Source organism: Streptomyces sp. NPDC052079 (assembly GCF_040680275.1).
Classification (GTDB): Bacteria; Actinomycetota; Actinomycetes; order Streptomycetales; family Streptomycetaceae; genus Streptomyces.
The window spans coordinates 12522-36342 of sequence record NZ_JBFAWL010000035.1; the positions used below are offsets into that span (position 1 = coordinate 12522).

The following is a 23821-nucleotide window of genomic DNA, read 5'->3' on the forward strand; positions in this document are numbered from 1 at the left end:
TCCTCCCCACCCCCCCCCCCCCACCCCCCCCCCCCCCCCCCGGCGGCGCCCCCCCCCCCCCGGGCGCGCCCCCCCCCACGGCCGGTGGCGCGCCCCGAGGACGACGGCAGCCTGACCGCATGACGCCGACATCCCGAACCGAACCCGAACCCGTCCGTGCCGCCGTAACACTGAAGGCACCGCAGAGCCGCCGCCTCTCCTACCTCGACTTCGGAGGCCCCGGGCGACCGCTGCTCGCGCTGCACGGCCACTTCAGCGAGGGCCGCACGTTCGCCCCTCTGGCGCGGGCGCTGTACCCGGACTGGCGTGTCGTGGCGCCCGACCAGCGTGGACACGGCTTCTCCGACAGGACACCCGACTTCTCCCGAGAGGGCTACATCCAGGACGCGGCCACGCTCATCGCTCACCTCGGCCTGGAGCGAACGGTGGTCCTCGGCCACTCTTTGGGCGGTGTCAACGCCTACCAACTCGCCGCCCGCCACCCGGACCTGGTGAGCGCGCTCATCATCGAGGACATCGGCGCCAGGGCCGACGACGACCTGACCTTCTGCCTGTCATGGCCGCACCGGACACCCACCCGCACGGAGCTGCTGGACCAACTCGGAGACTCGGCCCGCTACGTCACCGGCGCCATCCGCGAGTACGCCGACGGCTGGGGCCTTGCCTTCCGTCCGGAGGACATGGTCGCCTCCGTGAGCCAGGAGAACGGCGACCACTGGGACGACTGGCTCGCCAGCGACTGCCCCGCCCTGCTCATCCACGGCACCAGAAGCCGCACGCTCACCGAGGCCCACGCCAAGGAAATGGCAGCCCGCCGCCCCCACACCCGCCTCGCGAAACTCGCGACCGGCCACACGGTCCACGAAACCGACCCCACGGCGTTCGCCACAACGGTCCGAACCTTCCTCGACACCCTCCCCCCGTACGACCGTTGCAAGGACAGCCGATGAATTGGACTTATTCATGTGGCCGCGCCCGGCCCTCAGCGGGCCGGGCGCGGGGCGTGTTACTACGCGGGGATACGTACCTCCTCGGTGGGGAGGGAGGCACCGTGCTGCTCGACGCCTCGGGCGATGTAGTAGTAGAGCACCCCGGAGACGAGGAGTCCGACGACGAACGCGAGGTCGGCGCCGCCGAGGGCCTTTGTCACCGGGCCCGTGTAGAAGCTGAGGGTGACGAAGGGGATCATGGACACGAAGCCGCCGAAGTAGGCGGTCAACCCGCGCCAGGCCCAGTGGCCGTAGCGGCCGTGCGGATCGATGATGTCGGCGATGGCGTAGCGGCCGCGCCGGACCACGTAGAAGTCCACGAGATTGACGGCGGTCCACGGCACCAGCAGGTAGCACATGACGGCGATGAAGGTGTGGAAGCTGTGCATGTAGGCGGCGGGCATGCTCAGGGTGATGCCCAGTCCCACCGCGCCCACCGCGCATACGCCGACGACGCGGAGCCGCAGGGTGGGGTTCACGCGCTTGATGCCGTCCAGGACCGTGGTGGCGCTGAGCATCGCTCCGTACGCGTTGACGCCGGAGGTGCCGATCAGTGCGGGCAGGGTGGCGAGGACCGCCACCGCGCCGAACCCGGGGAAGACGGTGTCGCCGACCAGGTGCAGCTGGCGCAGCGCGTCCGGCGCCGGGACATAGGAGGCGAAGATCGCACCGAGGCTGCCGAGCCAGGCGGCACCGGTGAATCCGCCGAGGAACGTCCAGCCGATCAGCTTGCCGTCCGGGATGTTCTCGGGGAGGTAGCGGGAGTAGTCCGAGACGTAGATGCCGTAGCTGATCTGGTAGCCGCCCGCCGCGGCGAACTGGGCGAGGAAGGCGGCACCGGAGAATCCGGTGGCGACGGGAGTGGCGTCGCCCATCGGGTAATACACGACGGCCGCGACGGTGACGACCGCGAAGATCGTTATGGTGAGGTAGCTGAAGTAGCGCTGCACGGTGTGCAGGAGGTCGTGCCCGACGACGGCGATCACGACCGCCACCACCGCCAGGACGACGTACCAGATCTTCTCGCCCGGCAGGAACATCGACAGCGCGTCGCCGGCCAGCACCATCTGGAAGACGTTGTAGCCGATGTAGATGAAGACGGCCATGGCCAGCGGGAAGATCGCCCCGCGCGAACCGAACTGGGCGCGCGACTGGATCATCTGGGGGAGGCCGAGGCGGGGGCCCTGGTTGGCGTGCAGTGCCATGAACAGTGTGCCGAACGCCATACCGGAGATGACGGCGATCAGCGACCAGCCCATGCCCAGCCCCATGGACGGGCCGAGGAAACCGATCAGCATGGACGGCAGCATGAAGCCGCCGGTCAGCCAGAACGGGCCCTGGTGCCACGCCTTGCCGTGGCGCTCAGTGGAGGGGACGTGGTCGATGGACCGCCTCTCCACACCGTCCATCAAGGCACCCGAGGGGTTGTGTGCCATAACGGTTTTTCCTCCTGCTTTGCGCATGATGCTAAAGGGGTCCTTGGTTCAGCGGGGTGTGTGATGCTTCACGGGAGGGGCGCCGCGAGCGGTGCGGTGCCCTGTCCGCTCAAGTGGGTCAGCCGGCCCGGCGGAGGCTCGGGCGGACCGACTCGGCGCCCTGGTGTGCGGCGACGTTGACCCGCTCCTGCCAGCGCTTGGACCGTCCGGCCGCCCAGACCAGGGCGGAACGGACGTCGGCGACGGGGCGCGGCCAGCGGGTGCCGACGCGGCCGTACAGCCGGGAGTAGCGCTGGGTCGCGTCCGTGACCGGACGCTGGCGCGCCTCCCAGGCGAGCAGCCCGCTGGGCACGTCGGTCTTGCCCTCCAGCATCAGGGCCAGGCCGTAGCCGTTGGTCATCGCCAGGCAGGCGGCCTGTCCGAGGTTGGGCGACATGGCGCTGGCGGCGTCGCCGACGAGGGCGACGTGCCCGTTGACCCAGCGGTGGCAGCGGACATCGGAGAACGAGGCCCAGCGGGAGACGTCCGGGATGCGGTCGAAGATGCTCCGCAGGTGCGGGAACGACTCGGTCCAGGACTCCTTGTTGAACGGCCGCTCGCGTCCGACGAGGTCGCTGGAGGGGCAGCAGGTGTAGATGTAGACCTGCTCGGGGGTGACGGGGACGACGCCCACGCGCCGGCCGCCGTTCCAGTACTCCAGGGCGTTGTCGACCGGGTCGTGCGGCAGCCTGGGGATGAGGCTGCGCATGCAGCCGTCCTCCAGGTCACGGACGACGAGGTTCAGACCGACCGAGTTGCGCACGGGCGAGCCGACGCCGTCCGCGCCGACGACGAGGTCGGCCTTGAGGACCTTGCCGTTCTCCAGGATCAGCTCGCCGTCGGGGTTGGCGCCAGCGACCAGCGAGTCGGTGACGATCTCGACCCCGGCCTTGGTGGCCGCGTTGGCGAGCGCCCGGTGCAGGTCGGGCCGCAGCACGGTGAACAGGCGGGTGTCGCCGCCCTTCATCCAGTCGTCCTGGAGACGGCGTTGGCGCTCGTCGTAGAGCCGCCAGCTGTCGATGCGCTCGGCGCGGTGGACGGCTTCGTCGAAGGCGCCGATCTCCTCGAGGACGCGCAGGGCGTTCTCCCACATGAAGATGCCGGCGCCGATCTCGCGCAGCTCACGGCCGCGCTCGTGCAGGCGCACGCTCCAGCCGCGCTGGGCCAGGGCGGTCGCCGTGGTCAGGCCGGCGAGGCCGCCTCCGGCGATTTCGGCGTGACGGGTGGGCGATGACATGGGGCCTCCATGCAGAAGTGACGAGTGCTGGTGTCCAGGCGCGGTGTCCGGTACGGCGATGCCGTGGGAGATCACCGGCGCGAGCGGTGGCGGAAAGGCCGCACATTTCGCGATGCCCGAACGGAATCAGTCATTCGAGGCGCTGTCAAGGGTCGAATTCGTTATACGTAGTGGATCTACGGGTTGAATCAGTCATTGACGTGCGGCGGGGTGCGCGATTACGTTCTCGCTCCAACGACAGCCCCCGTCGGGCGGACCATCGAGGAGGCGTACATGAGCGAGGGCACCGCGGAGCTCGTCCTGATCTCGGACAAGGTGATCCGGATGACCGAGGGCGAGCAGATGGGCCCCGGCTTCGTCGCCGTACGGGACGGGGTCATCGTCGCCACCGGCCCCAAGGAGGACGCCGGCGCCCACATCGGCCCCGGCACCCGGGTGCACGATGTCGGCGACCGTCCCGTCATGCCGGGCTTCGTCGACGTGCACGCCCATATGGAGGTCGCCGCCCGTACGCACTACCAGACCGTCGACTGCCGGGCACCGCGCTGCGGCTCCGTCGCCGACGTCCTCGCCACCCTCCGCGCACACCTCGACGAGGCGGTCGACGGCTGGCTGGTCGGCCAGGCCAACCTCTTCTTCGACCAGAAGCTCGCCGACAAGCGCCTGCCGACCCGCGCCGAGCTCGACTCGGTCAGCACGGAGGTGGCCATCGCCGTACGCGCCGGGGGCCACATCACCGTCCTCAACAGCCGCGGCCTGGAGCTGGCCGGCATCGACCGCGACTACCGCGAGGCCGACTACAGCATCACCGGACTGCCCACGGTCCTGCGGGACGAGACCGGGGAACCCACCGGCGTCGTCAAGGAGATGGACAACCTCCTGCCGCTCCCCCGGCTCTCCGGCGACGCGCTGCACCACGCCATCGAGCGCGGCGTGCGCGAGCTGTTCACGGCCCACGGAGTGACCACCATCGGCGAGATCTCCGAATCGGTGGACGGACTGCGGGCCATGGACCGCCTGCACCAGGACGGCGAGCTGGGCACCCGGCTGCGCATCTATCTCTGGGCCCCCGGCACGGTCTCCCTGGACGAGGCGTGCACCCACCGCGAGTGGCTGGACCTCAACTCTCCCGAGGAGCTGCTGCGCATCCACGGCGTCAAGATGTTCGCCGACGGCGGCTACTCCGCCGCCAGCGCCGCCGTCAAGCAGCCCTACGTCAACGACGACCACGCCGGCCACCACCACTGCGGCGAAGTGGCCCTGAGCCTCGATCAGATCGGTGAGGCGCTGCGTCGTACCGCGGAGGCCGGCCTCCAGCTCGCCGTCCACGCCAACGGCGACCGCGCCCAGGAAGAGGTCTGCGAGGCCGTCGCCGCCGCGGGCGGTGCCCCCGCCGGAGTCCCCGCTCCCCGCGTCGAGCACGCCGGCAACTTCCTTCCGGACCCGGCGGCGACCGCACTGTGGCGCAAGGCGGGCATCATCCCCGTCCCGCAGCCGGTCTTCCTCTACACCTTCGGCGACTTCTTCCCCGCCTACCTCGGCGACTACGGCCGGCTCGGCCGCTTCCCGTTCCGGCGCCTGCTGGACGAGGGCTGGCCGATCACCGGCAGCTCGGACGTCTGGATCGGCTCCGAGGAGCGCGCGACGAACCCGTTCTTCAGCATCTGGTGCACCCTGCGCCGCCAGTCGTTCCTGGGCGAGATCCTCGACGCCGACCAGGAGATCACCCTCACCGAGGCCCTGCGCATGCACACTGTCAACGCCGCCCGGACCCTCGGCGAGGGCGACAGCTACGGCTCTCTGGAGGCGGGCAAGCACGCCGACGTCATCGTCCTGGACCGCGACCCCTTCGCCTGCTCGACGGACGAACTGCTCGACGTCCGCGTCGACGAGGTGTATCTCGCCGGGCGCCTCGTCCACGAAGCCGCGCCGATACGATGACTGCCATGCGCGGCCCCTCGCACCTCGTCTCCCGCTTTCTCGACGGCTCGCTGCCGCTGCCCGACCAGGACGAGGTGGACTCGCGGCTCACCGAACTCGACCGCCAACTCATCCGCCTCCTGCAGGCGGACGGACGCCGGTCCTTCGCCGGCATGGCCCGCGACCTCGGCGTACCGGAGAAGACGGTCCGCCGCAAGGTCAACCAGCTCCTCGACGACAACGTCATCCAGATCACGGCGGTCGCCGACCCCGGCCTCCTCGGCTTTCCGGTGATGGCCCTCGTCGGCCTCGGCTTCGACGGCGGCCAGGCCGTCAAACCGCTCATGAACTCCCTCGCGGAGCTGCCCGCCGTCGACTACGCCGTCATCACCACGGGCCGTTACGACGCGCTCGTGGAGGTGCTGTGCCGTGACACGGCGGAACTGCTGACCGTCGTCCACGACACCCTGACCCGGACACCGGGCGTCGGATCGGCCGAGGTCTTCCCCTACCTCCAGCTCCACTACCAGGAACCGGCCTGGGACGTGGCCCAGGAGAAGGCGGCGCCGGAGCGGACGGAGGAAGGCGACAGCACGCAGGCCGCCTCACTCGACGCCACCGACCGGCAGATCATCGGGGAACTCAGCCTGGACGGCCGGCTCCCCTTCCAGGGCATCGCGGAGACGGTGGGCATCTCCGAGTCCCAGGTCCGCAAGCGCGTCACCCGCATGCTCGGCGACCGCGTCCTGCGCATCACCGCCATCGCCAACCCGCGCAGCCTCGGCTTCGAGATGCAGGTCTGGGTGGCCATCCGCTGCCGCCCGGGCCAAGGCATCCAAGCCCTCGCCCAGCTCCTCACCAAGATCCCGTCCATCACCTACGTCGTGGCCTGCGCCGGCCGCTTCGACATCTTCGCCGAGGCCGTCTGCCGCGACGCCCAGGACGTCATGCGACTGATCGACTCCGAGATCAGAACCCTGCCGGGCGTGGAACAGACCGAACTGCTCATGTGCCTGGACCTGTACTACCGCGCCGTGCGCCCCGCGGAACGGCGGCCGTGAGGCGGGGTCGCGGCGCGCCCTGTCTCCTTCGCGCCTGAGCCGTTCCCGCTCGAACCGCTGTTGCCGAAGGGCAAGAAGCCCGGACGGCCGCCGACGTGGGCCAGGCGGCAGCTGATCGACGGCATACGGTTTCGGGTCCGCACCGGCATCCCGTGGCAGGACCTCCGTGCTGTGACGGCGCATCGGCTTCTTCCAAGGGAAGCGTTCTGCTGTCGGCCAAGACTGTCGCGCCTGCGACGGCATGGGCGACAGGATCGTCACATGCAGCCGATCTTCGTTCTCGTGCACAGTCCGTCCGTAGGCCCCTCGACCTGGCAGCCGGTGGCCGACCACCTGACGGCGGCGGGATACCAGGTGCGGGTGCCGTCCCTGCTGCACATAGGCGCCGGCGCTCCGCCCTTCTGGCCCCGCATCGTCGACACCGTCCGCGACGACCTCCGGCAGGTCCCGGCCGACAGCCCCGTCACGTTGGTAGCACACAGCAACGCAGGCTTGTTTCTCCCGGTGATTCGCTCGGGCCTCGACCAGCCGGTGGCCGGCTCGGTCTTCGTCGATGCCGCGCTGCCGGCCCCGATCGGACCGACCCCTGTCGCCTCACCCGAGTTGCTGGAGTTCCTCCGCCCGATGGCGGTGAACGGCAGGCTGCCGCGCTGGACCGACTGGTGGGACGAGGCAGACGTCGCACCCATGTTCTCTGATCCGATGGCGCGGCAGACCGTCATCGAGGAGCAGCCCACCCTGCCGCTCTCCTACTACGAGCAGCACATCCCGGTCCCCGACGGCTGGGACGACCATCCCTGCTCCTACTTGCTGTTCGGCCCTCCGTATGACGGCCTCGCCGACCAGGCGGGCGAACGCGGCTGGCGTGTTGCACACCTGCCCGGAGCACACCTCCATCAGATCATCGATCCTGCCGGCACCGCCCGCCACCTCATCGAGCTCACCGCTAGAACTTGATCCACTTCGGATACACGCCCTAGGAGTCGTCGCAACACCCCAGTTCAAGGGGTGCGATGGAGTTCGAGATCCGCAAGGTGCGGACGGTGGCCCAAGGCCGTAAGAAGCTGGGCGTGAACGGGAGGAATACTTCCGGCTCATGGACCAGGGCCTGAGCAGTGCCGAGGCGTGCAGACGCGTCGGGATCAACATCCGGACGGGCAATAGGTGGCGCAACCACCGCTGCGTCGGTATGCCGTCCAGGGTTCGCGGTGCGACATGGACATGGGCCCGGTCTGTGGACGACAGGCAGGAGGGTGCGGCGGCCGGCCCCCCGCCGCAGGAACAGAACCGTGCTGCGGTCGGTGGATGGTGGGTGCCCGGGAGGAGCCCCGGGCACCCGGCCTTGCTTGCGGCCGAATCGCCCAGGAGTTCGGCCGGGACGGATGGACAGATGCGAAGGGCTGGTCCACCCTTCCCTTCCATGAACGCCCCTCATCGTGAGGCTGCCACGCGATCGCGGCTGCCTGAAGCCATTTGTGTCGTAGCCGAAGAGATAGCCGGATTGCTCCGGCCGTGTACAGATGCCACGGTGCCCATTCCTGGTGCTGAGTGGACGGTTGGAGAGTCTGCGGCGCATCTGGTCCTGGCCAACAAGTTGATGGCTGCCCTTGCCGCAGGGCGTGAGCAGGTGTACGGCGACGGCACACCAGGGGGACTTGCGGCGGCCAACGCCGCCTCGCTGGTTTCGTTCCCCGAACGCGACACCTCCGTCCTGGCGAGCGGCATCGTCCGGCATGCGCGGGCATTCACCGAGGCGGCCGGCCTGCGGTCGGCGGACACCCCGACGGTGACACCGCTGGGGCCCATGGACTTGGGAACCCTTGGCTCCTACCTGCTGACCCACATGCTGGGGCACGGCTATGACATCGCAGCGGCACTTGGCCAACCACACATGATCGACCGTGACAGGGTTGATTTGGCGATGCCGTTTCTGATCACTGCGATGCCCCGTGTCGTCGATGTGCGAGCGGCTGACGGGCACAGTGCCTGTTACGAGCTAAGGTTGCGCGGCCTCTCTCGGCTCACAGTGATGTTCACCAACGGCACGGTGGTCGTGCACGCCGAGCCCCCGCGCCGGCCGGACTGCACGATCATGATCGAACCGATCACATTCTTCCTGCTCGCACTGGGCAGGCGCAGTTCCACCGGTGCCATCGCCCGCGGCAAGGTCCTCGCCTGGGGGCGCAAGCCCTGGCTCGCGCCGGGTTTCCCCGCATTGTTCACCGCACCATGACGGACGCTTGCCCGGTCCCGCCCAGGAAGCACATTGAGCTTCCTCGAGATGCGAGGAGCGATGCTGGCGCCGCGCGTTTACACGCTGGACCCGATGGCGCCGAGCAGCGTCGCAAGCTGGTCGAGGCGATCTACAGCGGAGCTGTGCCGCTGGATCTCATCGCCGGCGAGCAGGACCGCATCACCAGCCAGCTTGCCACCACTGATCAGCGGCTGAGCGCAGCCACAGCCGAGTTCGACAAGATCGAAGCCAACCTCACCCGCGCACTGGACCTTGCCCGTGACTGCCACGCGGCATACCTGGCTGCCGATCACTTCGTGCGCAGGCTTCTCAACCAGGCGTTCTTCACTCACCTCAGGATCCATGAGGACGGCGTCCACAGCGAGTATGCCGAGCCGCTCGACACGTTGCTCGACGGTGACGTCCTGGACGCGGGGCGCACGGCCTTGGGTGATCGTGCAGAGGGGCAGGCTCGGCTGAGGGAGATCCTGGAGTGTCCAGCCTCGTCGACCAGCAAGAAGACCCCCAGCGTGTCCGCTGGGGGTCTCTCTGCTGGCCTCTCTACCTCCGTTCGGGGTGTCGAAGGTTTGAATATGACTACTTTGGTGCCCCCGGCAGGATTCGAACCTGCGACACCCGCTTCAGGAGTTTTCTCTCGGCGGGTGTCGCGACCTGCGCAAACTACCGATGAAGAGTGGTTGGCTTGCGGAAACACGCCTCGCCAGTTCTCGCGTGTTCGCAGCGCTTCTCGGCCTCATGTGTGCTGTATGTATTCCGGAAGGCATCGTGGGTCCGCACCCCGAACCACACTGGCAAGAGCCGCCGTTGTCGGCTTGCGCTTGCCCAACCGATCCGGTCAGTGCCGCGCGTAAGGCGCTTACGCTGTGGCTTCCGGTTTCGCCGGCGCGATCCGGGTGATCAGGTCCACGACCACCGTCTTGATCTGGTCGCGGATGGGACGTACGGCCTCGACGCCCTGGTCGGCGGGGTCGTCCAGCTTCCAGTCAGGTAACGCTTGCCGGGGAAGACCGGACAGGTGTCGCCGCAGCCCATCGTGACGCACACGTCGGATTCCTTCACCGCGTCGACGGTGAGGATCATGATTGGTGGACTCTGCGTGACCGCCCGCTCCATTTCCGGCGGTGGCCGCCTCCGCCCGACGCGTCGCGCGTGGTTTTGCTTCTGACTCCCCCTCAGGGCCGAGGGCGCACACCGTCGTCACACCCCGGACAGTCCTCGGTGTCGAGGGCATGGACCGTCCGGCAGTGGTTGCAACTCCGGTGCGTCGGGGCGGGCGTGGCCTGATGCGCGTCCTTCGGACGGATCGACAGGTCGGCGTCTCGGCGCGGCGCCCCCACGATCGAACCGTTGGGGTCGAGACGCGGTACGGCAGAGATCAGCATTCTCGCCGCCAATCGGTGGTCCGCCGACTCCGATGAAGCGGCCCGTGCCAGGAGCGAAAGGCGCCGATCGCCGGAGGTCATGAGGGCGACGGCGCGGAGGCGGTCCGGCCGCGGGGATCCTTTGGTTCCGCGCGACGGACCTGCCCTCCGGCCGCGTAGAGCAGGCAACGGATTCACCCACGGAGGGGGTTGCACAGTGACAGCGCGTGCACTCAAGGGGGCACTGAGGGGTGCCAGGGGTACGGCGATCGCGGCGGCGGCGATGGCCGTGCTGACCGCGTCGCAGGCGCCGGGGGCGGTCTCGGCCGAGACCGCGGAGCCCCCGCGGAGGGCGGCACCCGCCGAGCACGGCCTCAGCGTGTCCGGCGACACTCCGTACCGCACCGTTCTTCCCCCGCTGCGGACGCGGAAGAAGGGCTCGGCACAGGAAGTGGCGGGCGGCGGTGCCCTGCCCGCGAGCGTGTTCGCCGCGTACCGGCGTGCCGAGGATGAACTGGCGCGCAGCGCACCACGCTGCCGGCTGCGCTGGCAGCTGCTGGCCGCGATCGGCCAGGTGGAGTCCGGGCATGGACGGGGCGGCCGGGTGGCCCGGGACGGTACGGCCGTGACGCCCATTCTCGGCCCGCGGCTGACCGGCGGCGCCTTCGCCGTAGTGGCGGACACCGACGGCGGCGCGTACGACGGGGACGCGGTGTACGACCGCGCGGTCGGCCCGATGCAGTTCATCCCGTCCACCTGGGTCCGCTGGGGAGCGGACGGCAACGGCGACGGACGGACGGACCCGAACAACGTCTACGACGCGGCGCTCGCCGCCGGCCGCTACCTGTGCGCGGGCGGCCGGGACCTGTCGAACCCCGCCGACCTGGACCGGGCGGTCCTGGGCTACAACCACTCGCACGCCTATCTGCGCACCGTCAAGGCGTGGTACGCGTACTACCTGACCGGACACCGCGTGGTGCCGGACGCGTCCGACGGATCCCGGTCGGACCGGCCGAAGCCGTCCCGTCCGGAGAAGCCGAAGGCGTCGGACGACCGGAAGCCGGACCCCGGTCCTTCGCGCACGCCGTCGACGTCGCCCACCTCGCCCTCCCCCAGCCCGTCCCCCAAGGCCGGCATCCCGAAGGAGTCCGGGACACCGCTGGTTCCTGTCCCCGAACCGACCCTCACGCTGCCCGGCGGCGGTGTGCTGCCCGACGCGGGGCCGCTGACCACTGGCAACGGCCGGAACACGATGGGTGTCTCCCCCTCCACAACCGCCACTACTCGGAGGTAATGTCGCCACCGTCGGAAGCACAGGACCGGGGGGTGAGTGCGAAGGAGCCCTCATGGCAACGGACATGCCTGCGGACAGAGCGGCCACCGACGAGCGTTGGCAGCGCATGTGGAGCCATCGCGAGCAGCTGCTCAAGGTGGCCCGGCGGCGATCCATGAGCCAGGAGGACGCCGAGGACGCCGTTCACGAGGCGATGCTGCGGGCCGCGGAGCGCCCGGGCCTCGACGACGAGCGGCTCGGCGCCTGGCTGACGACGGTGACGATGCGGCTGTGCGTCGACCGGTACCGGCAGGTCAACCGCGAGGCCGAGGTGGGCAGTCGTCCCACACTCGTCGTGCCGGGCCCGGTACCCGTCGAGGAGGCGGTGTGCGACCGAGCCGAGGCGAAGTGGCTCGCCGTGCGCAGCGGTGAGCTGCCCGCCCGGCAGGCGGAGGCGCTCCGGCTGAGGTCCGAGGACCTGGACGTGAGCCAGGTCGCGGTGCGGATGGGGCTCAGCTACCGGACCGTCGAGTCGCTGCTCGCCCGGGCCCGGCGGACGCTGCGCGCCACGCTGACCGGGACGCTCGGGTTGGTGCTGTTCCTGGTCGGGCGCGGGCGGCCGCGCGGGGGCGGCCATGCCCAGGCGGTCGCGGTCACCTCGACGGCGGCGACCCTGACGGTCGCGGGGTTCGTGCTGCCGTACGCGCTCGACGCGGGCGGAAACGGGAAAGGTCCGGCGCCGCGGCCGGCCGTGTCCAGCGACACGCCGGTCCTGGGCAGCGAGGCCACGGGCCGGGGGCGCGCCTCCAGGACGCCCACCCCCTTGTCCCCGGCGTCCGGGGCCTGGGGCCGGACGCCCTCACGCACCGGCGGAACGTTCCTGTCGGTGTCGGTGCCGTCCCTGCCAGAGGTGTCCGCGTCCCCGCTCGCTGAGCTGTCGGCGCCGCAGGTCCCGCAGGTGCCCGAGGTGCCGAAGGCGCCGAGCCTGCCGACCGCCGCGCCGGGCTTGCCGACGGAGTCGGCCGCCTCGTCGGTCCCGTCGCTTCCCCGGGCTTCGGCCGTACAGGCCGCTCCGCTCTCCGTTCCCGCCCCGAAGACGCCTCCGCGCACGCTGTCACCGAAGCTGCCGTAGCTCCCCGTACATGCGTCCGTAAAAAAATCTTCGTTCGCCACGACGGACGCCCCTCCCCTCCCCGTAGAGCAGATGTCGGAGCTGCTCCAGGGGCGAAGGGTGAAACCGGATGGGTGTCGAGATCTGTGTGGAAGGGCTGACCAAGTCCTTCGGCCACCAGGTCATCTGGCAGGACGTCTCGCTGACGCTGCCCGCCGGGGAGGTCTCGGTGCTGCTCGGCCCTTCGGGGACGGGCAAGTCGGTGTTCCTCAAGACGCTCGTGGGGCTGCTCAAGCCGGACCGGGGCTCGGTGAAGGTCGCCGGGCGCGACATCACCGAGCTGCGCGAGCACGAGCTCTACGAGGTGCGGAAGCTGTTCGGGGTGCTGTTCCAGGACGGCGCGCTGTTCGGCTCGATGAATCTGTACGACAACATCGCCTTCCCGCTGCGCGAGCACACCCGCAGGTCCGAGAGCGACATCCGGCGCGTCGTGCTGGAGAAGATGGACATGGTCGGGCTGCTCGGCGCCGAGGAGAAGCTGCCCGGCGAGATCAGCGGCGGCATGCGCAAGCGGGCAGGGCTGGCCCGCGCCCTGGTGCTCGACCCGGAGATCATCCTCTTCGACGAACCGGACTCGGGCCTGGACCCGGTGCGCGTCGCCTACCTCAACCAGCTGATCGTCGACCTCAACGCCCAGATCGACGCGACGTTCCTGATCGTCACGCACGACATCGCCTCGGCCCGCCAGGTCCCGGACAACATCGGGCTGCTGTTCCGGCGCGAACTGGTGCTGTTCGGGCCCCGCGAGACGCTGCTGACCAGTGACGAGCCCGTCGTACGGCAGTTCCTGCACGGCAGGATGCAGGGCCCGATCGGCATGGCGGAGGAGAAGGACGCCGCGCAGGTCGAGCAGGAGCTCGCGCAGCTCGACGACGGCGGACGCGTCCCGGAGCTCTCGCCCCGCCTGCTGCCGGGACCGGACATCGGCCGCCCGCCCCGCTGGGAGGCGATCGCGCGGCGCGAGGCGGAGCTGCACCGGAAGGAGGCGGCCGACGCATGAGCCTGTCACCCACCGGAGCGCTCCGGCACACCGGCAGTCTGTTCGCGCTGGCCCTGGACGTGCTGCGGACGCTGCCGCGACGCCCTTTCCAGGCGCGGGAGTTCATCCAGCAGACGTGGTTCGTGGCGAGCGTCACCATCTTGCCGACGGCCCTCGTCTCCATCCCCTTCGGGGCGGTCATCGCCCTGCAGATCGGCAGCCTGACCCGGCAGTTGGGTGCGCAGTCCTTCGCTGGCGCGGCCTCGGTCCTCGCGGTGCTGCGGGAGGCCTCCCCGATCGTCACCGCGCTGCTGATCGCGGGCGCGGGCGGCACGGCGATCTGCGCGGACCTCGGGGCGCGGAAGATCCGTGAGGAGATCGACGCCATGCAGGTGCTCGGCATCGACCCGATCCACCGGCTCGTCGTGCCGCGCGTGCTCGCCTCGATGCTGGTGGCCGTGCTGCTGAACGGCCTGGTGTCGGTGGTCGGCGTGGCGGGCGGCTACTTCTTCAACGTGGTGCTGCAGAACGGCACTCCGGGCGCCTACCTGGCTTCCTTCACCACTCTCGCCCAGCTGTCCGACCTGTGGGCGGCCGAGTTGAAGGCGCTGGTGTTCGGGGCGATCGCCGGGATCGTCGCCTCGTACAAGGGGCTCACCGCCGCTGGCGGACCCAAGGGTGTGGGCGACGCCGTGAACCAGTCCGTGGTGATCACCTTCATGTTGCTGTTCGTGACCAACTTCGTGATGACCGCGGTGTACTTCCAGGTCGTCCCGCAGAGGGGTTAGCCGATGCGACGACGACTCCTCGAACGCCCGCTGCGCTCCCTGGAGGAGCTGGGCGCCCAACTGTCCTTCTACGGCCGGTCACTCGCGTGGACGGGCCGCACTCTGCGCCGCTACAAGAAGGAGGTGCTGCGGCTGCTGGCCGAGGTGAGCTTCGGCCGCGGTGCGCTGGCCGTGGTGGGCGGCACGGTCGGCGTGATCGCCTTCCTGTCGTTCTTCACCGGCACCGAGGTCGGCCTCCAGGGCTACGCGGCCCTCAACCAGCTCGGCACCTCCAACTTCGTGGCCTTCCTGTCGGCGTACTTCAATACCCGGGAGATCGCCCCGCTGGTGGCCGGGCTCGCCCTGTCGGCGACGGTCGGGGCCGGGTTCACAGCGCAGCTCGGCGCGATGCGGATCAGTGAGGAGACCGACGCGCTCGAGGTGATGGGCGTCCCCTCACTGCCGTTCCTGGTGACGACCCGGATGATCGCCGGGTTCGTCGCCGTGATCCCCCTGTACGTGGTCGGGCTGCTGTCCTCGTACCTGGCCGCGCGGACCATCACCACCGCCTACCACGGGCAGTCGACGGGTACCTACGACCACTATTTCCACCAGTACCTGCCTCCGGTCGACGTGTTCTGGTCATTCGGCAAGGTGATCGTCTTCGCGGTCCTGATCATCCTGGTGCACTGCTACTACGGCTACCACGCGAGCGGCGGCCCGGCGGGAGTCGGCGTCGCGGTGGGCCGTGGGGTGCGCACCTCGATCGTGGCGATCAACGTCCTCGACTTCTTCCTGTCCCTGGCGATCTGGGGCGCCAGCACGACCGTACGGATCGCGGGGTGAGCGCGGTGGGAGCGACGAGACTGAGGCTGTACGGCGTCGTGTTCATCGCCGTGCTCGCGCTGCTGCTGTCCCTCGCGGTGGCCGTCTACCAGCAGGCGTTCACGCCCGTCGTCCGGGTCACGCTGGAAGTCGGCCGGCTCGGCAACCAGCTCGATCCGCGCGCCGACGTCAAGCTGCGGGGGCTGCTGGTCGGCGAGGTGCGCGCGGTGCACGCGGACGGCACGAAGGCGACCCTCGACCTCGCCCTGAAGCCCGAGCACGTCGCGCACATCCCGTCGGACGTACGGGCGCGGCTGCTGCCCAAGACGCTGTTCGGCGAGAAGTACGTCGACCTGGTGGCGCCCGCCCGCTCCACCGCCCGGCCGATCCGCGCCGGGGACGTCATCACCCAGGACCGTACGACGGTCGGCATGGAGGTCCAGCAGCTGATGAACGACCTGCTGCCGCTGCTGCGCACGGTCGAGCCCGGTGAACTCAACGCCACGCTCTCCGCGTTCGCGGGCGCGCTGGAGGGCCGCGGTGACCGGATCGGTGACAACCTCACCCGGCTGGAGGCCTATCTGCGCGAACTCAATCCCCATCTGCCGTCGCTGAAGGAGGACATCTCGCGGTTCGCGGACGTGGCGGAGGTGTACGGCGACGCGGCACCGGACCTGCTGCGCGTCCTGCGCAACACCGTCACCACCAGTCGCACCCTGGTCGAGAAGAAGGACCGCCTGGCCTCGGCGCTGCACACCACGGCGACCGTCGCCGGGGCCGGGCGGAAGTTCCTCGACGCCAACGGCGACCGGCTGATCACCCTGGGCCGGGTCTCCCGCCCCACGCTGGACCTGTTCGCCCGCTACTCCCCCCAGTACCCGTGCCTGCTGGCCGGGCTGGTGCGGCAGAGCAAGGCGGCGGAGGAGGCCTTCCGGGGCGGCAGGATGCGGATCACCCTGGAGGTGGTCCGTGCCCGGCCGGCGTACGAGCTCGGCGAGGAACCCGTCTACGGCGAGCGGTCCGGCCCGAACTGCCACGGCATGCCCCGTCCGCAGGTGCCCGCACCGCACACCGACCTCGACGACGGCGCGAGATCGGCCGCTCCGGGTGGATCGGGCGGTCCGTCGCCGGTGTCCGCCACCGCGGCCGAGCAGCGGGCGGTCGGCTCGCTCGTCGCGCCCGTGCTGGGCGTGCCGGCGGACGAGGTCCCGCCCGTGACGACGCTGCTCTTCGGCCCGCTCGCCCGGGGAACGGCGGTGAGCGTCGCATGAGCACGTCCAAGGCCCGGCAGACCGTGGCTCCGCTGGTCAAGTTCAGCCTGTTCGCCCTGGTGACGATCCTGGCGACGGCCCTGCTCGCCGCCACCATCGTCAACATCTCCTTCGAGCCGAAGCACTCCTACCGGGCGGTGTTCAGCGATGTCACCGGCCTGGAGGAGGGCGACGACATCCGGGTCGCCGGGGTGCGGGTCGGTGAGGTCGAGGACATCCGGATCAAGGACCGGACCCGCGCCGAGATCACCTTCGGCGTCCGCGCCGACCGGCCGCTGCTGACCACGACCGGCGCGGTAGTGCGCTACCGGAACCTGGTCGGCCGGCGGTACGTCGCGCTCACCGAGGGCTCGGGCGACGGCACCCGGCTGCGGCCGGGCGGCACCATCCCGCTGTCCCGGACACAGCCCGCACTGGACCTCAACGTGCTGCTGAACGGCTTCAAGCCGCTGTTCGCCGCGCTCAGCCCGGAGGACGTCAACCAGCTCGCCACCGAGATCATCAAGACCCTGCAGGGCGAGGGCGGCACGGTGAACAGCCTGCTCGCGCACACCGCGTCGCTCACCACGACGCTCGCCGGCCGCGACGAGCTGATCGGCTCGGTCATCACCAACCTCAACTCGGTGCTCACCACACTCGACCGGCGCAGCGGCCGGTTCTCCGGCCTGCTCAAACAGTTGCGGCGGGTGATATCCGGGCTGTCCGCCGACCGCAAGCCGCTCGGCAAGTCGCTGGTGAGCATCGGTGACCTCGCGGATGCCACCTCGGGGCTGCTGAAGGACGCCCGGCCGCCGCTGAAGGACGACATCGCCGAGCTGAACGAGCTCACCGGAAACCTGAACGAGAACGAGAAGACCGTGGAGGGCGTGCTGAAGCGGCTGCCGAACAAGCTCAACGAGCTGACCGGGACGGCGTCCTACGGCTCGTGGTTCAACTTCTACCTGTGCGACTTCGACGGCCGGGTCGTGCTGCCGGGCAGCGACGAGGTGCTCACTCCGCGGCTGCACGTGGCACGGGCGAGGTGCGGGGAATGAGCATACGTTTTCTCCCTCGCCGGAAGGGCGGGCCGGAGCCGTCGGCGAAGACGCGGATCGGGCCGCCGCGACTGCCGAGGCCGCGGCGCCGCAAGGGGCGCGGGCCCCGGATGAAGCCGTTCCGGGAGCGCAGTCCGCTGGTCGTCGGCGCCGTCGGACTGACCGTCCTCGCGCTGCTGACCGTCGCCGCCTTCAACGCCGACGACCTGCCGCTGATCGGTGGCGGCACGCGCTACAGCGCGGCCTTCTCGGAGGCGGGCGGGCTGAAGCCCGGGGACGAAGTGCGGATCGCCGGGGTGAAGGTCGGCAAGGTGGAGACCGTCGACCTGGACGGCGACCACGTCAAGGTGATGTTCAAGCTGCGCGGCGAACCGGAGTTCGGCCGGGAGACCGGCGCGTCGATCCGGGTGGAGACCATCCTCGGCGCCAAGTACCTCGCCCTGCACCCCGAGGGCCCCGGGCAGCTCCCGGCGGGCAGCGAGATCCCGCTGCGGCGGACGGTCCCGGCCTACGACGTGGTGGAGGCGTTCAGTGATCTGACGACCACGACGGAGGAGGTCGACACCCAGCGGCTGGCGAAGGCGCTGGACACTCTCTCGGACACCTTCCAGGACTCGCCCGAAGAGGTGCGTGCCTCCGTCAAGGGCCTGTCGAAGATCTCCCGGACGGTCGCCTCGCGGGACAAGGAACTCGGTGAACTCCTCGGCCGGGCGAACGGCGTCAGCGGCGTGCTGGCCGAACGCTCCGGCGACTTCAGCGCCATGGTCGAGGACGGCAACGAGCTGTTCAAGGAGATCAGCAAGCGCCGCAAGGCGATCCACAAGCTGCTGACGTCCTCCGCCGAGCTCGGTGTCGAACTGTCCGGGCTGGTCGAGGACAACCGCAAGGAGATCGGCCCCGCGCTGAGGAACCTGAACACGTTCGTGAAGATGCTGGAACGCAACCAGAAGAGCCTCGACCGCAGCGTGGAACTGCTCGCCCCCTACGTCCGGGTCTTCTCCAACACCCTCGGCAACGGCCGCTGGTTCGACAGCTACATCCAGAACCTGGTAGCGGCACCCGTGGTGCCCAGGACGGGAGGCACCCCGTGAGGAAACGCATCGCGCTGGTCACCGCCCTGGCCCTGGTCGCCGCGCTCACCTACGTGCTGTGGCCGCGCCCCGGGACGGTGCGCGTCACGGCGTACTTCCCGCGCACCGTCGGCATCTACCCCGGTTCCGACGTCCGGGTCCTGGGCGTCCGGATCGGCGAGGTCAAGGAGATCGTGCCCGAGGGCGGCCGGGTCCGGGTGGAGCTGGAGTACGAGGAGGACCGCCGGGTTCCGGCGGACGCCCGGGCCGCGATCATCAACTCCTCGGTGGTCAGCGACCGTTACGTGCAACTGCTGCCGGTGTACCGGAAGGGACCGGCGCTGCGGAACGGCGATGTCATCCCCGAGTCGCGCACGGCCGTCCCCGTCGAGCTCGACCGGGTCTTCGACAGCCTGCACACCACGGCCGAGGCGCTCGGACCGGAGGGGGCCAACAAGGACGGCTCGCTGTCCCGTCTGCTCGGGGTGAGCGCCGACAACCTCGAGGGTCAGGGCGGGAATCTGCACGGCATGGTGAAGGACCTCTCGGCGGCGGCCGGCACGCTGTCCGACCACCGGGGCGATCTGTTCGGCACCGTGCGCAACCTCCAGGTGTTCACCGCCGCGCTGGCCGCCGACGACAAGGAGGTGCGGGCGTTCAACACCAGCCTCGCCGAGGTCGCGGAGCAGCTCGCCGGGGAGCGCGAGGATCTGGCGGCGGCGCTCAAGAACCTCGGTTGGGCCCTCGGCGACGTGTCCGACTTCGTCAAGAAGAACAAGAATTCCCTGACGTCGAACGTGAAAGGGCTGAGCAAGGTGACCAAAGTGCTGGTCACCCAGCGGGCCGCCCTGGAGGAACTGCTGGAGGTCGCCCCGACCGGCCTGTCCAATCTGCAGAACGCCTACAACGCGTCGTCCGGCACCCTCGACACCCGCAACAACCCCGACCACCCGCAGGACCCGGCCGCCCTGCTGTGCTCCCTGCTGCGCACGACTGGGGACGAGGGCGGCGAGAACCCCGACTGCCGGGAGCTGAAGCGGCTCTTCGACTCCCTGCCCGAACCGCCTCGGGCACCGGCCGTGCCCGGCTCGGTCGACCGCACCCTCGGCGGCATCCTGGAGGCCGGCGCATGAGCGCACGACGCACGAACGGGCGCCGCGGGACCGGCGCGTTCGCCTGGGCGGCGGCGGCCAGTTTGCTGTTGTCCGGCTGCGAGTTCAACGGCTTGTACGACGTGCCGCTGCCCGGCGGGGCCGCCGCCGACGGCGCCGCCTTCCATGTCACCGTCGAGTTCCGGGATGTGCTGGACCTGGTGCCGCAGTCCGCCGTGAAGGTCAATGACGTGACCGTGGGCGCGGTGGAGAAGGTCGAACTGGACGGCTGGCACGCCCGGGTGCGGCTGCGGGTCGCGGACTCGGTGGAGCTGCCCGCCAACGCGGTCGCCGAGCTGGGGCAGACCAGCATGCTCGGCGAGAAGTACGTGGCGCTGTCCGCGCCCGCCGGCGCCGCCCCCGTTGGACGTCTCGCCGACGGGGACCGCATCCCGCTGTCCCGCAGCGGCCGCAACCCGGAGATCGAGGAGGTGCTGTCCGCGCTGTCCGCGTTGCTGAACGGCGGCGGGGTGGCGCAGCTGAAGACGATCACCATCGAGCTGAACAAGGCGTTGGGGGGCCGCGAGAACCGGGTCAAGTCCCTGCTGAAGGAACTCGACACGTTCCTCGGGGGCCTGGACGGACAGCGCAAGGAGATCGTCCGCGCGCTCAAGGGCATCGATCGGCTGGCCAAACGGCTCGGCAAGGAGAAGAAGACCATCGCCGAGGCGGTCGACACCATGCCGCCGGCACTGAAGGTCCTCGCCGACCAGCGCCGCGACCTGACGAAGATGCTCACGGCCCTGTCGAAGCTCGGCACGACGGGCACACGGGTGGTCAACGCCTCCCACGACGACACCGTCGCCAATCTGAAGCGGCTCCGTCCGATCCTCCAGCAGTTGAACAAGGCGGGCGACGACCTGCCCAACTCCCTCGAACTGCTGACCACGTACCCGTTCCCGCGCAACGCCGCGGACGCCGTCAAGGGCGACTACGTCAACCTTCAGATCACCGCCGACCTCGACCTGTCGAGCATCTACGGCAACCTCACCGACGAGCCCGGTGAGGACGAGGGCGGGCCGCGGCCGCCCGGCACGCCGGACGCCCCCGAGCTGCCGGACCTGCCCGACATACCGGAGGTGCCGGACGTTCCGCTGCCCGAGCCGTCCGTCCCCGGTCTGCCCGACGCGCCCACCTCGCCGGCGCCGCCCCGGGAGGGCGGCCCGCTGTGCCCGCCGGTGTGCACCGCCGGCTTCGGCGGCGGGGACTCCCGCCGCCTCCCGCCGGGGACCGACCTGGCGCTGGCCGAGCTGATGCTGAAGGGGATGCTGCCGTGATCACCAGGACGGTCAGGGCCCAGCTGCTCGCGTTCGCCACCGTCACCGCGGTCGGAGTGTCGTACGTGGGCACCGAGTACACGGGGCTCGCGGACGCCCTCCTCGACCGGGGGTACACCGTCCGGGCCCAATTCGCGGGCTCCGGCGGGATCTTCCCGGGCGCCGAGGTCACCTACCGGGGTGTGCCGGTGGGCCGGGTGGGCCCGCTGCGGCTGACCGGCGACGGGGTGTCGGTGACGCTGGAGATCGACGACGGGGCGCCCCGCATCCCCGCCGGCACACTGGCCGTGGTGGCGAACCGCTCGGCGGTCGGCGAGCAGTACGTCGACCTCCAGCCCCGCCGCGACGGCGGGCCGTATCTGCTCGACGGCGCCACGATCCCGCGCGAGCGCACCCGGGTGACGCTGCCCACCACGGACCTGGTGGGCAGTCTCGACCGGCTGGTGAACTCGGTCGGCAAGGACGATCTGCGCACCACCGTCGACGAGTTGGGCCAGGCGTTCGCCGGCACCGGACCGCACCTGGGAAAGCTGGTCGACTCGGGCAACGCGCTCGTCGAGTCGGCGTCCGACGCCCTGCCGGAGACGGTCGCGCTGATCGAGGACTCGCGCACGGTGCTCAAGACGCAGGCCGACCAGGGCTCGGCCATCAAGGCGTTCTCCCGCGACCTGGCGGCGCTGACGGAGCAGCTCAAGTCGAGCGACGGGGATCTGCGCCGGCTGATCGGGAACGCGACCCCGGCCGCCGTCGAGATCAACTCGCTGCTGAAGTCGACCGAGTCGAGCGTGCCGGTGCTGCTCGCCAACCTCATCAGCGGTGGCCGGGTCACCGTGGCGCGGCTGCCCGGTGTGGAGCAGGCACTGGTGACGTTCCCCCTGGTGGTGACGGGCAGTTACACGGTCATTCCCGGGGACGGCACCACCCACTTCGGGATGGTTGTGGGCGCCGACGACCCGCCGCCGTGCACCCGGGGGTACGACACCCGGCGGCGCGACCCCGCCGACACGAGCACCCGTGAGGCGAACACCGGCGCCCGCTGTGCCGAGCCGCGCGGCAGTGAGACCTCGGTGCGCGGTGCACAGAACGCCCCCGGCCCGGCGTCCCGTCCGGGCGGCACGGAGCCGGCGGCGCACGTCGCCCCGTACGACCCGGCGACCGGCATCGCTACCGGATCGGACGGCAAGACGGTCGAGATCGGCTCGACCGGCGGTGAACAGAGCATGTACGGAAAGGAGTCGTGGCAATGGCTGCTCGTCGGACCGATGGCACGAGCATGAGCGGGCGGATACGCGCGGGGGCGCGACGCCTCGCGCGGGCGGGGCGTTCCAGGGCGGTGGCGGCGGGGCTGGTCGTGGCGACCGTACTTACCACCGGGTCGGCGCTCTGGCTCACCTTCGAGGTGCTGGGACAGCGGGAGGCCGAGCAGCGGCGCCAGGACGTGCTGGCCGCGGCCCGCCAGTCCGCGCTGAACTTCACCTCGCTCGACTACCGGCACTACGAACGGGACAGCACCAACGTGCTCAGGGGCGCCACGGGCGACTTCCGCGAGGAGTTCGCCGCGCAGACGGAGGAGCTGACGAAGCTGGTCGAGCAGAACAAGTCCGTGTCCGAGGGGCAGGTCCTCGAAGCGGGCATCGTGCGGTCCGACGCGCGCTCGGCCCGGGTGCTGGTGGTCGCCGACAGCGAGGTGACCAACACCGCCGTGCCCAAGGGCGAGGCGCGCACCTACCGGCTGCAACTCGACCTGGTGCGCCGGGACGGGCGCTGGCTGACCTCCGACGTCGAGTTCGTCGGCTGACCCGCGACACCGAGGAGCAGGACCATGAGCAACCCGCCCACCCGAGCGCGCGGCGCAGGCGCCCCGGCCCGCCGCACCCTTGCCGCCGCCGCCCGCGCGGCGGCCAGACGCACCGAGCGCACGGCACGTCCGCGGCGGACGGAACCGGCAGGGGCCGAGGCCCGCGCCGATGTCCCGCCGCCGGAGCGGATCTCCGGGCGCACCCTGGTGATCGAGCCTCCCGCCGGCTGGGACGACCCGCCCGAGCCGTCGTCGGATACCCCCGAGGACGACCTCGAGCCGGCCGGGGAAGCCGGGAAACGGCCGAAGAAGTGGGCGCGGTCGTGGCGGGGGCTGTACGGCGCGCTCCTGGCGCTGGTTCTCGTCGCCGGCCTGGTCGCGGTGGCCGTGCTCGGCCTGCAGTACCGCGATGCCCGGCGGGCCGACGCGGCGCGGGGCGAGGCGCTGGCCGCCGCGCGGAAGGCGGCGCCGGTGGTGCTGTCGTACGACCACCGTCATCTGGAGCGGGACTTCTCCCGTGCCCTCGCCCACCTGACCGGGGACTTCCGGGAGGAGTACCGCAGAACCACGAAGACCGTGGTCGCCCCGACCGCGGCGAAGTACCGGGGGGTGGTGAAGGCGACGGTCGTGGAGCCGCCCGGCGGCGGGGCTCCGGCGGCCTCTGTCGTGTCCGCCGCGCCGGACCGGGTCGTGGTGCTGCTCTTCGTCAACCAGGTCACGGTGAGTACCCAGGTCACCGGGCCACGCCTGGATCTGAACCGGGTCCGGATGACGCTCAGTCGCACCTCGCAGGGGTGGAAGGTGAGCGGCGTCGACGCCCTCTGACCAGGCCTCCGTAACCGCCCTCGGGCAGTCGCGCGGCGGCAGTTTTTCGTGGGGGCAGTGGTCACCGGCGCCCGTGATCGCCC

21 protein-coding genes, 1 tRNA gene and 3 pseudogenes are annotated in these 23821 nt (G+C 70.5%); 20 read left to right on the forward strand and 5 right to left on the reverse strand.

Features of this window, described 5'->3' with window-relative positions; genetic code table 11:
• The first annotated feature begins 119 nt into the window (after positions 1–119).
• A complete protein-coding gene (locus tag AB0L56_RS29925; RefSeq protein ID WP_365428832.1) occupies positions 120–950 on the forward strand; it encodes an alpha/beta hydrolase in 831 nt (276 codons plus the stop codon).
• Between the two features lie 59 nt (positions 951–1009).
• Here AB0L56_RS29925 and AB0L56_RS29930 read toward each other — a convergent pair whose 3' ends face one another.
• Both AB0L56_RS29930 and AB0L56_RS29935 read right to left on the reverse strand, forming a co-directional pair.
• Complete coding sequence (locus tag AB0L56_RS29930) at positions 1010–2425, reverse strand: cytosine permease (protein WP_365428835.1); 1416 nt, start codon at positions 2423–2425, stop codon at positions 1010–1012.
• 118 nt (positions 2426–2543) lie between these two features.
• A complete protein-coding gene (locus AB0L56_RS29935; RefSeq protein WP_365428838.1) occupies positions 2544–3701 on the reverse strand; it encodes an NAD(P)/FAD-dependent oxidoreductase in 1158 nt (385 codons plus the stop codon).
• Positions 3702–3974: 273 nt separating this feature from the next.
• Here AB0L56_RS29935 and AB0L56_RS29940 point away from each other — a divergent pair, with 273 nt between their 5' ends.
• From AB0L56_RS29940 to AB0L56_RS29965, 6 genes and pseudogenes are all read left to right on the forward strand, one after another.
• Complete coding sequence (locus AB0L56_RS29940; protein ID WP_365428841.1) at positions 3975–5642, forward strand: amidohydrolase family protein; 1668 nt, start codon at positions 3975–3977, stop codon at positions 5640–5642.
• Positions 5643–5647: 5 nt separating this feature from the next.
• The gene (locus AB0L56_RS29945; RefSeq protein ID WP_365428844.1) at positions 5648–6682 is read left to right on the forward strand and encodes an AsnC family transcriptional regulator; all 1035 of its coding nucleotides are present in this window, start codon (positions 5648–5650) and stop codon (positions 6680–6682) included.
• 60 nt (positions 6683–6742) lie between these two features.
• Positions 6743–6841: pseudogene (locus AB0L56_RS29950) on the forward strand (IS5/IS1182 family transposase); the annotation flags it as partial.
• A gap of 102 nt (positions 6842–6943) precedes the next feature.
• Entirely contained in the window at positions 6944–7639 is a 696-nt protein-coding gene (locus tag AB0L56_RS29955; protein ID WP_361027886.1) for an alpha/beta hydrolase, read from the forward strand.
• 56 nt (positions 7640–7695) lie between these two features.
• A pseudogene (locus tag AB0L56_RS29960) lies at positions 7696–7856 on the forward strand (helix-turn-helix domain-containing protein); the annotation flags it as partial.
• A gap of 246 nt (positions 7857–8102) precedes the next feature.
• The gene (locus tag AB0L56_RS29965; RefSeq protein ID WP_365428896.1) at positions 8103–8915 is read left to right on the forward strand and encodes a maleylpyruvate isomerase family mycothiol-dependent enzyme; all 813 of its coding nucleotides are present in this window, start codon (positions 8103–8105) and stop codon (positions 8913–8915) included.
• Between the two features lie 77 nt (positions 8916–8992).
• Here the strand turns inward: AB0L56_RS29965 and AB0L56_RS29970 are convergent, their stop codons facing one another.
• From AB0L56_RS29970 to AB0L56_RS29980, 3 genes and pseudogenes are all read right to left on the reverse strand, one after another.
• The gene (locus tag AB0L56_RS29970) at positions 8993–9268 is read right to left on the reverse strand and encodes a hypothetical protein (RefSeq protein ID WP_365428847.1); all 276 of its coding nucleotides are present in this window, start codon (positions 9266–9268) and stop codon (positions 8993–8995) included.
• Between the two features lie 250 nt (positions 9269–9518).
• Positions 9519–9600, reverse strand: a tRNA-OTHER gene (locus AB0L56_RS29975).
• Between the two features lie 192 nt (positions 9601–9792).
• Positions 9793–10013 (reverse strand): annotated as a pseudogene (locus tag AB0L56_RS29980) (phosphotyrosine protein phosphatase); the annotation flags it as partial.
• Positions 10014–10580: 567 nt separating this feature from the next.
• On the opposite strand from AB0L56_RS29980, the gene AB0L56_RS29985 reads away from it, so the two are divergent.
• From AB0L56_RS29985 to AB0L56_RS30045, 13 genes are all read left to right on the forward strand, one after another.
• Positions 10581–11591 carry a lytic transglycosylase domain-containing protein gene (locus AB0L56_RS29985; protein WP_365428899.1) on the forward strand — a complete coding sequence of 337 codons (1011 nt, stop codon included), beginning with the start codon at positions 10581–10583 and terminating at the stop codon, positions 11589–11591.
• Between the two features lie 52 nt (positions 11592–11643).
• Complete coding sequence (locus AB0L56_RS29990; RefSeq protein WP_365428850.1) at positions 11644–12702, forward strand: sigma-70 family RNA polymerase sigma factor; 1059 nt, start codon at positions 11644–11646, stop codon at positions 12700–12702.
• 109 nt (positions 12703–12811) lie between these two features.
• On the forward strand, positions 12812–13741 hold the full coding sequence (locus AB0L56_RS29995; protein ID WP_365428853.1) for an ABC transporter ATP-binding protein: 930 nt from the start codon (positions 12812–12814) through the stop codon (positions 13739–13741).
• The gene (locus tag AB0L56_RS30000; RefSeq protein ID WP_361027771.1) at positions 13738–14508 is read left to right on the forward strand and encodes an ABC transporter permease; all 771 of its coding nucleotides are present in this window, start codon (positions 13738–13740) and stop codon (positions 14506–14508) included. Before AB0L56_RS29995 ends, AB0L56_RS30000 begins: the two co-directional genes overlap by 4 nt.
• A 3-nt stretch (positions 14509–14511) precedes the next feature.
• A complete protein-coding gene (locus AB0L56_RS30005; protein ID WP_365428857.1) occupies positions 14512–15333 on the forward strand; it encodes an ABC transporter permease in 822 nt (273 codons plus the stop codon).
• A 5-nt stretch (positions 15334–15338) separates the two neighbouring features.
• The gene (locus AB0L56_RS30010) at positions 15339–16583 is read left to right on the forward strand and encodes an MCE family protein (RefSeq protein WP_365428860.1); all 1245 of its coding nucleotides are present in this window, start codon (positions 15339–15341) and stop codon (positions 16581–16583) included.
• Positions 16580–17617, forward strand: coding sequence for an MlaD family protein (locus AB0L56_RS30015; protein WP_365428863.1), 1038 nt, complete (start codon positions 16580–16582; stop codon positions 17615–17617). The genes AB0L56_RS30010 and AB0L56_RS30015 overlap by 4 nt, the downstream gene beginning before the upstream one ends.
• 110 nt (positions 17618–17727) lie before the next feature.
• Entirely contained in the window at positions 17728–18708 is a 981-nt protein-coding gene (locus tag AB0L56_RS30020; protein WP_365428901.1) for an MCE family protein, read from the forward strand.
• A gap of 8 nt (positions 18709–18716) precedes the next feature.
• Entirely contained in the window at positions 18717–19820 is a 1104-nt protein-coding gene (locus AB0L56_RS30025; RefSeq protein WP_365428904.1) for an MCE family protein, read from the forward strand.
• A complete protein-coding gene (locus tag AB0L56_RS30030) occupies positions 19817–21115 on the forward strand; it encodes an MCE family protein (protein ID WP_365428866.1) in 1299 nt (432 codons plus the stop codon). The genes AB0L56_RS30025 and AB0L56_RS30030 overlap by 4 nt, the downstream gene beginning before the upstream one ends.
• Positions 21112–22392 carry an MlaD family protein gene (locus AB0L56_RS30035; RefSeq protein ID WP_365428869.1) on the forward strand — a complete coding sequence of 427 codons (1281 nt, stop codon included), beginning with the start codon at positions 21112–21114 and terminating at the stop codon, positions 22390–22392. The genes AB0L56_RS30030 and AB0L56_RS30035 overlap by 4 nt, the downstream gene beginning before the upstream one ends.
• The gene (locus AB0L56_RS30040; protein ID WP_365428872.1) at positions 22359–22913 is read left to right on the forward strand and encodes a hypothetical protein; all 555 of its coding nucleotides are present in this window, start codon (positions 22359–22361) and stop codon (positions 22911–22913) included. The genes AB0L56_RS30035 and AB0L56_RS30040 overlap by 34 nt, the downstream gene beginning before the upstream one ends.
• A 24-nt stretch (positions 22914–22937) precedes the next feature.
• Complete coding sequence (locus AB0L56_RS30045) at positions 22938–23738, forward strand: hypothetical protein (protein WP_365428875.1); 801 nt, start codon at positions 22938–22940, stop codon at positions 23736–23738.
• The last annotated feature ends 83 nt before the right edge of the window (positions 23739–23821 follow it).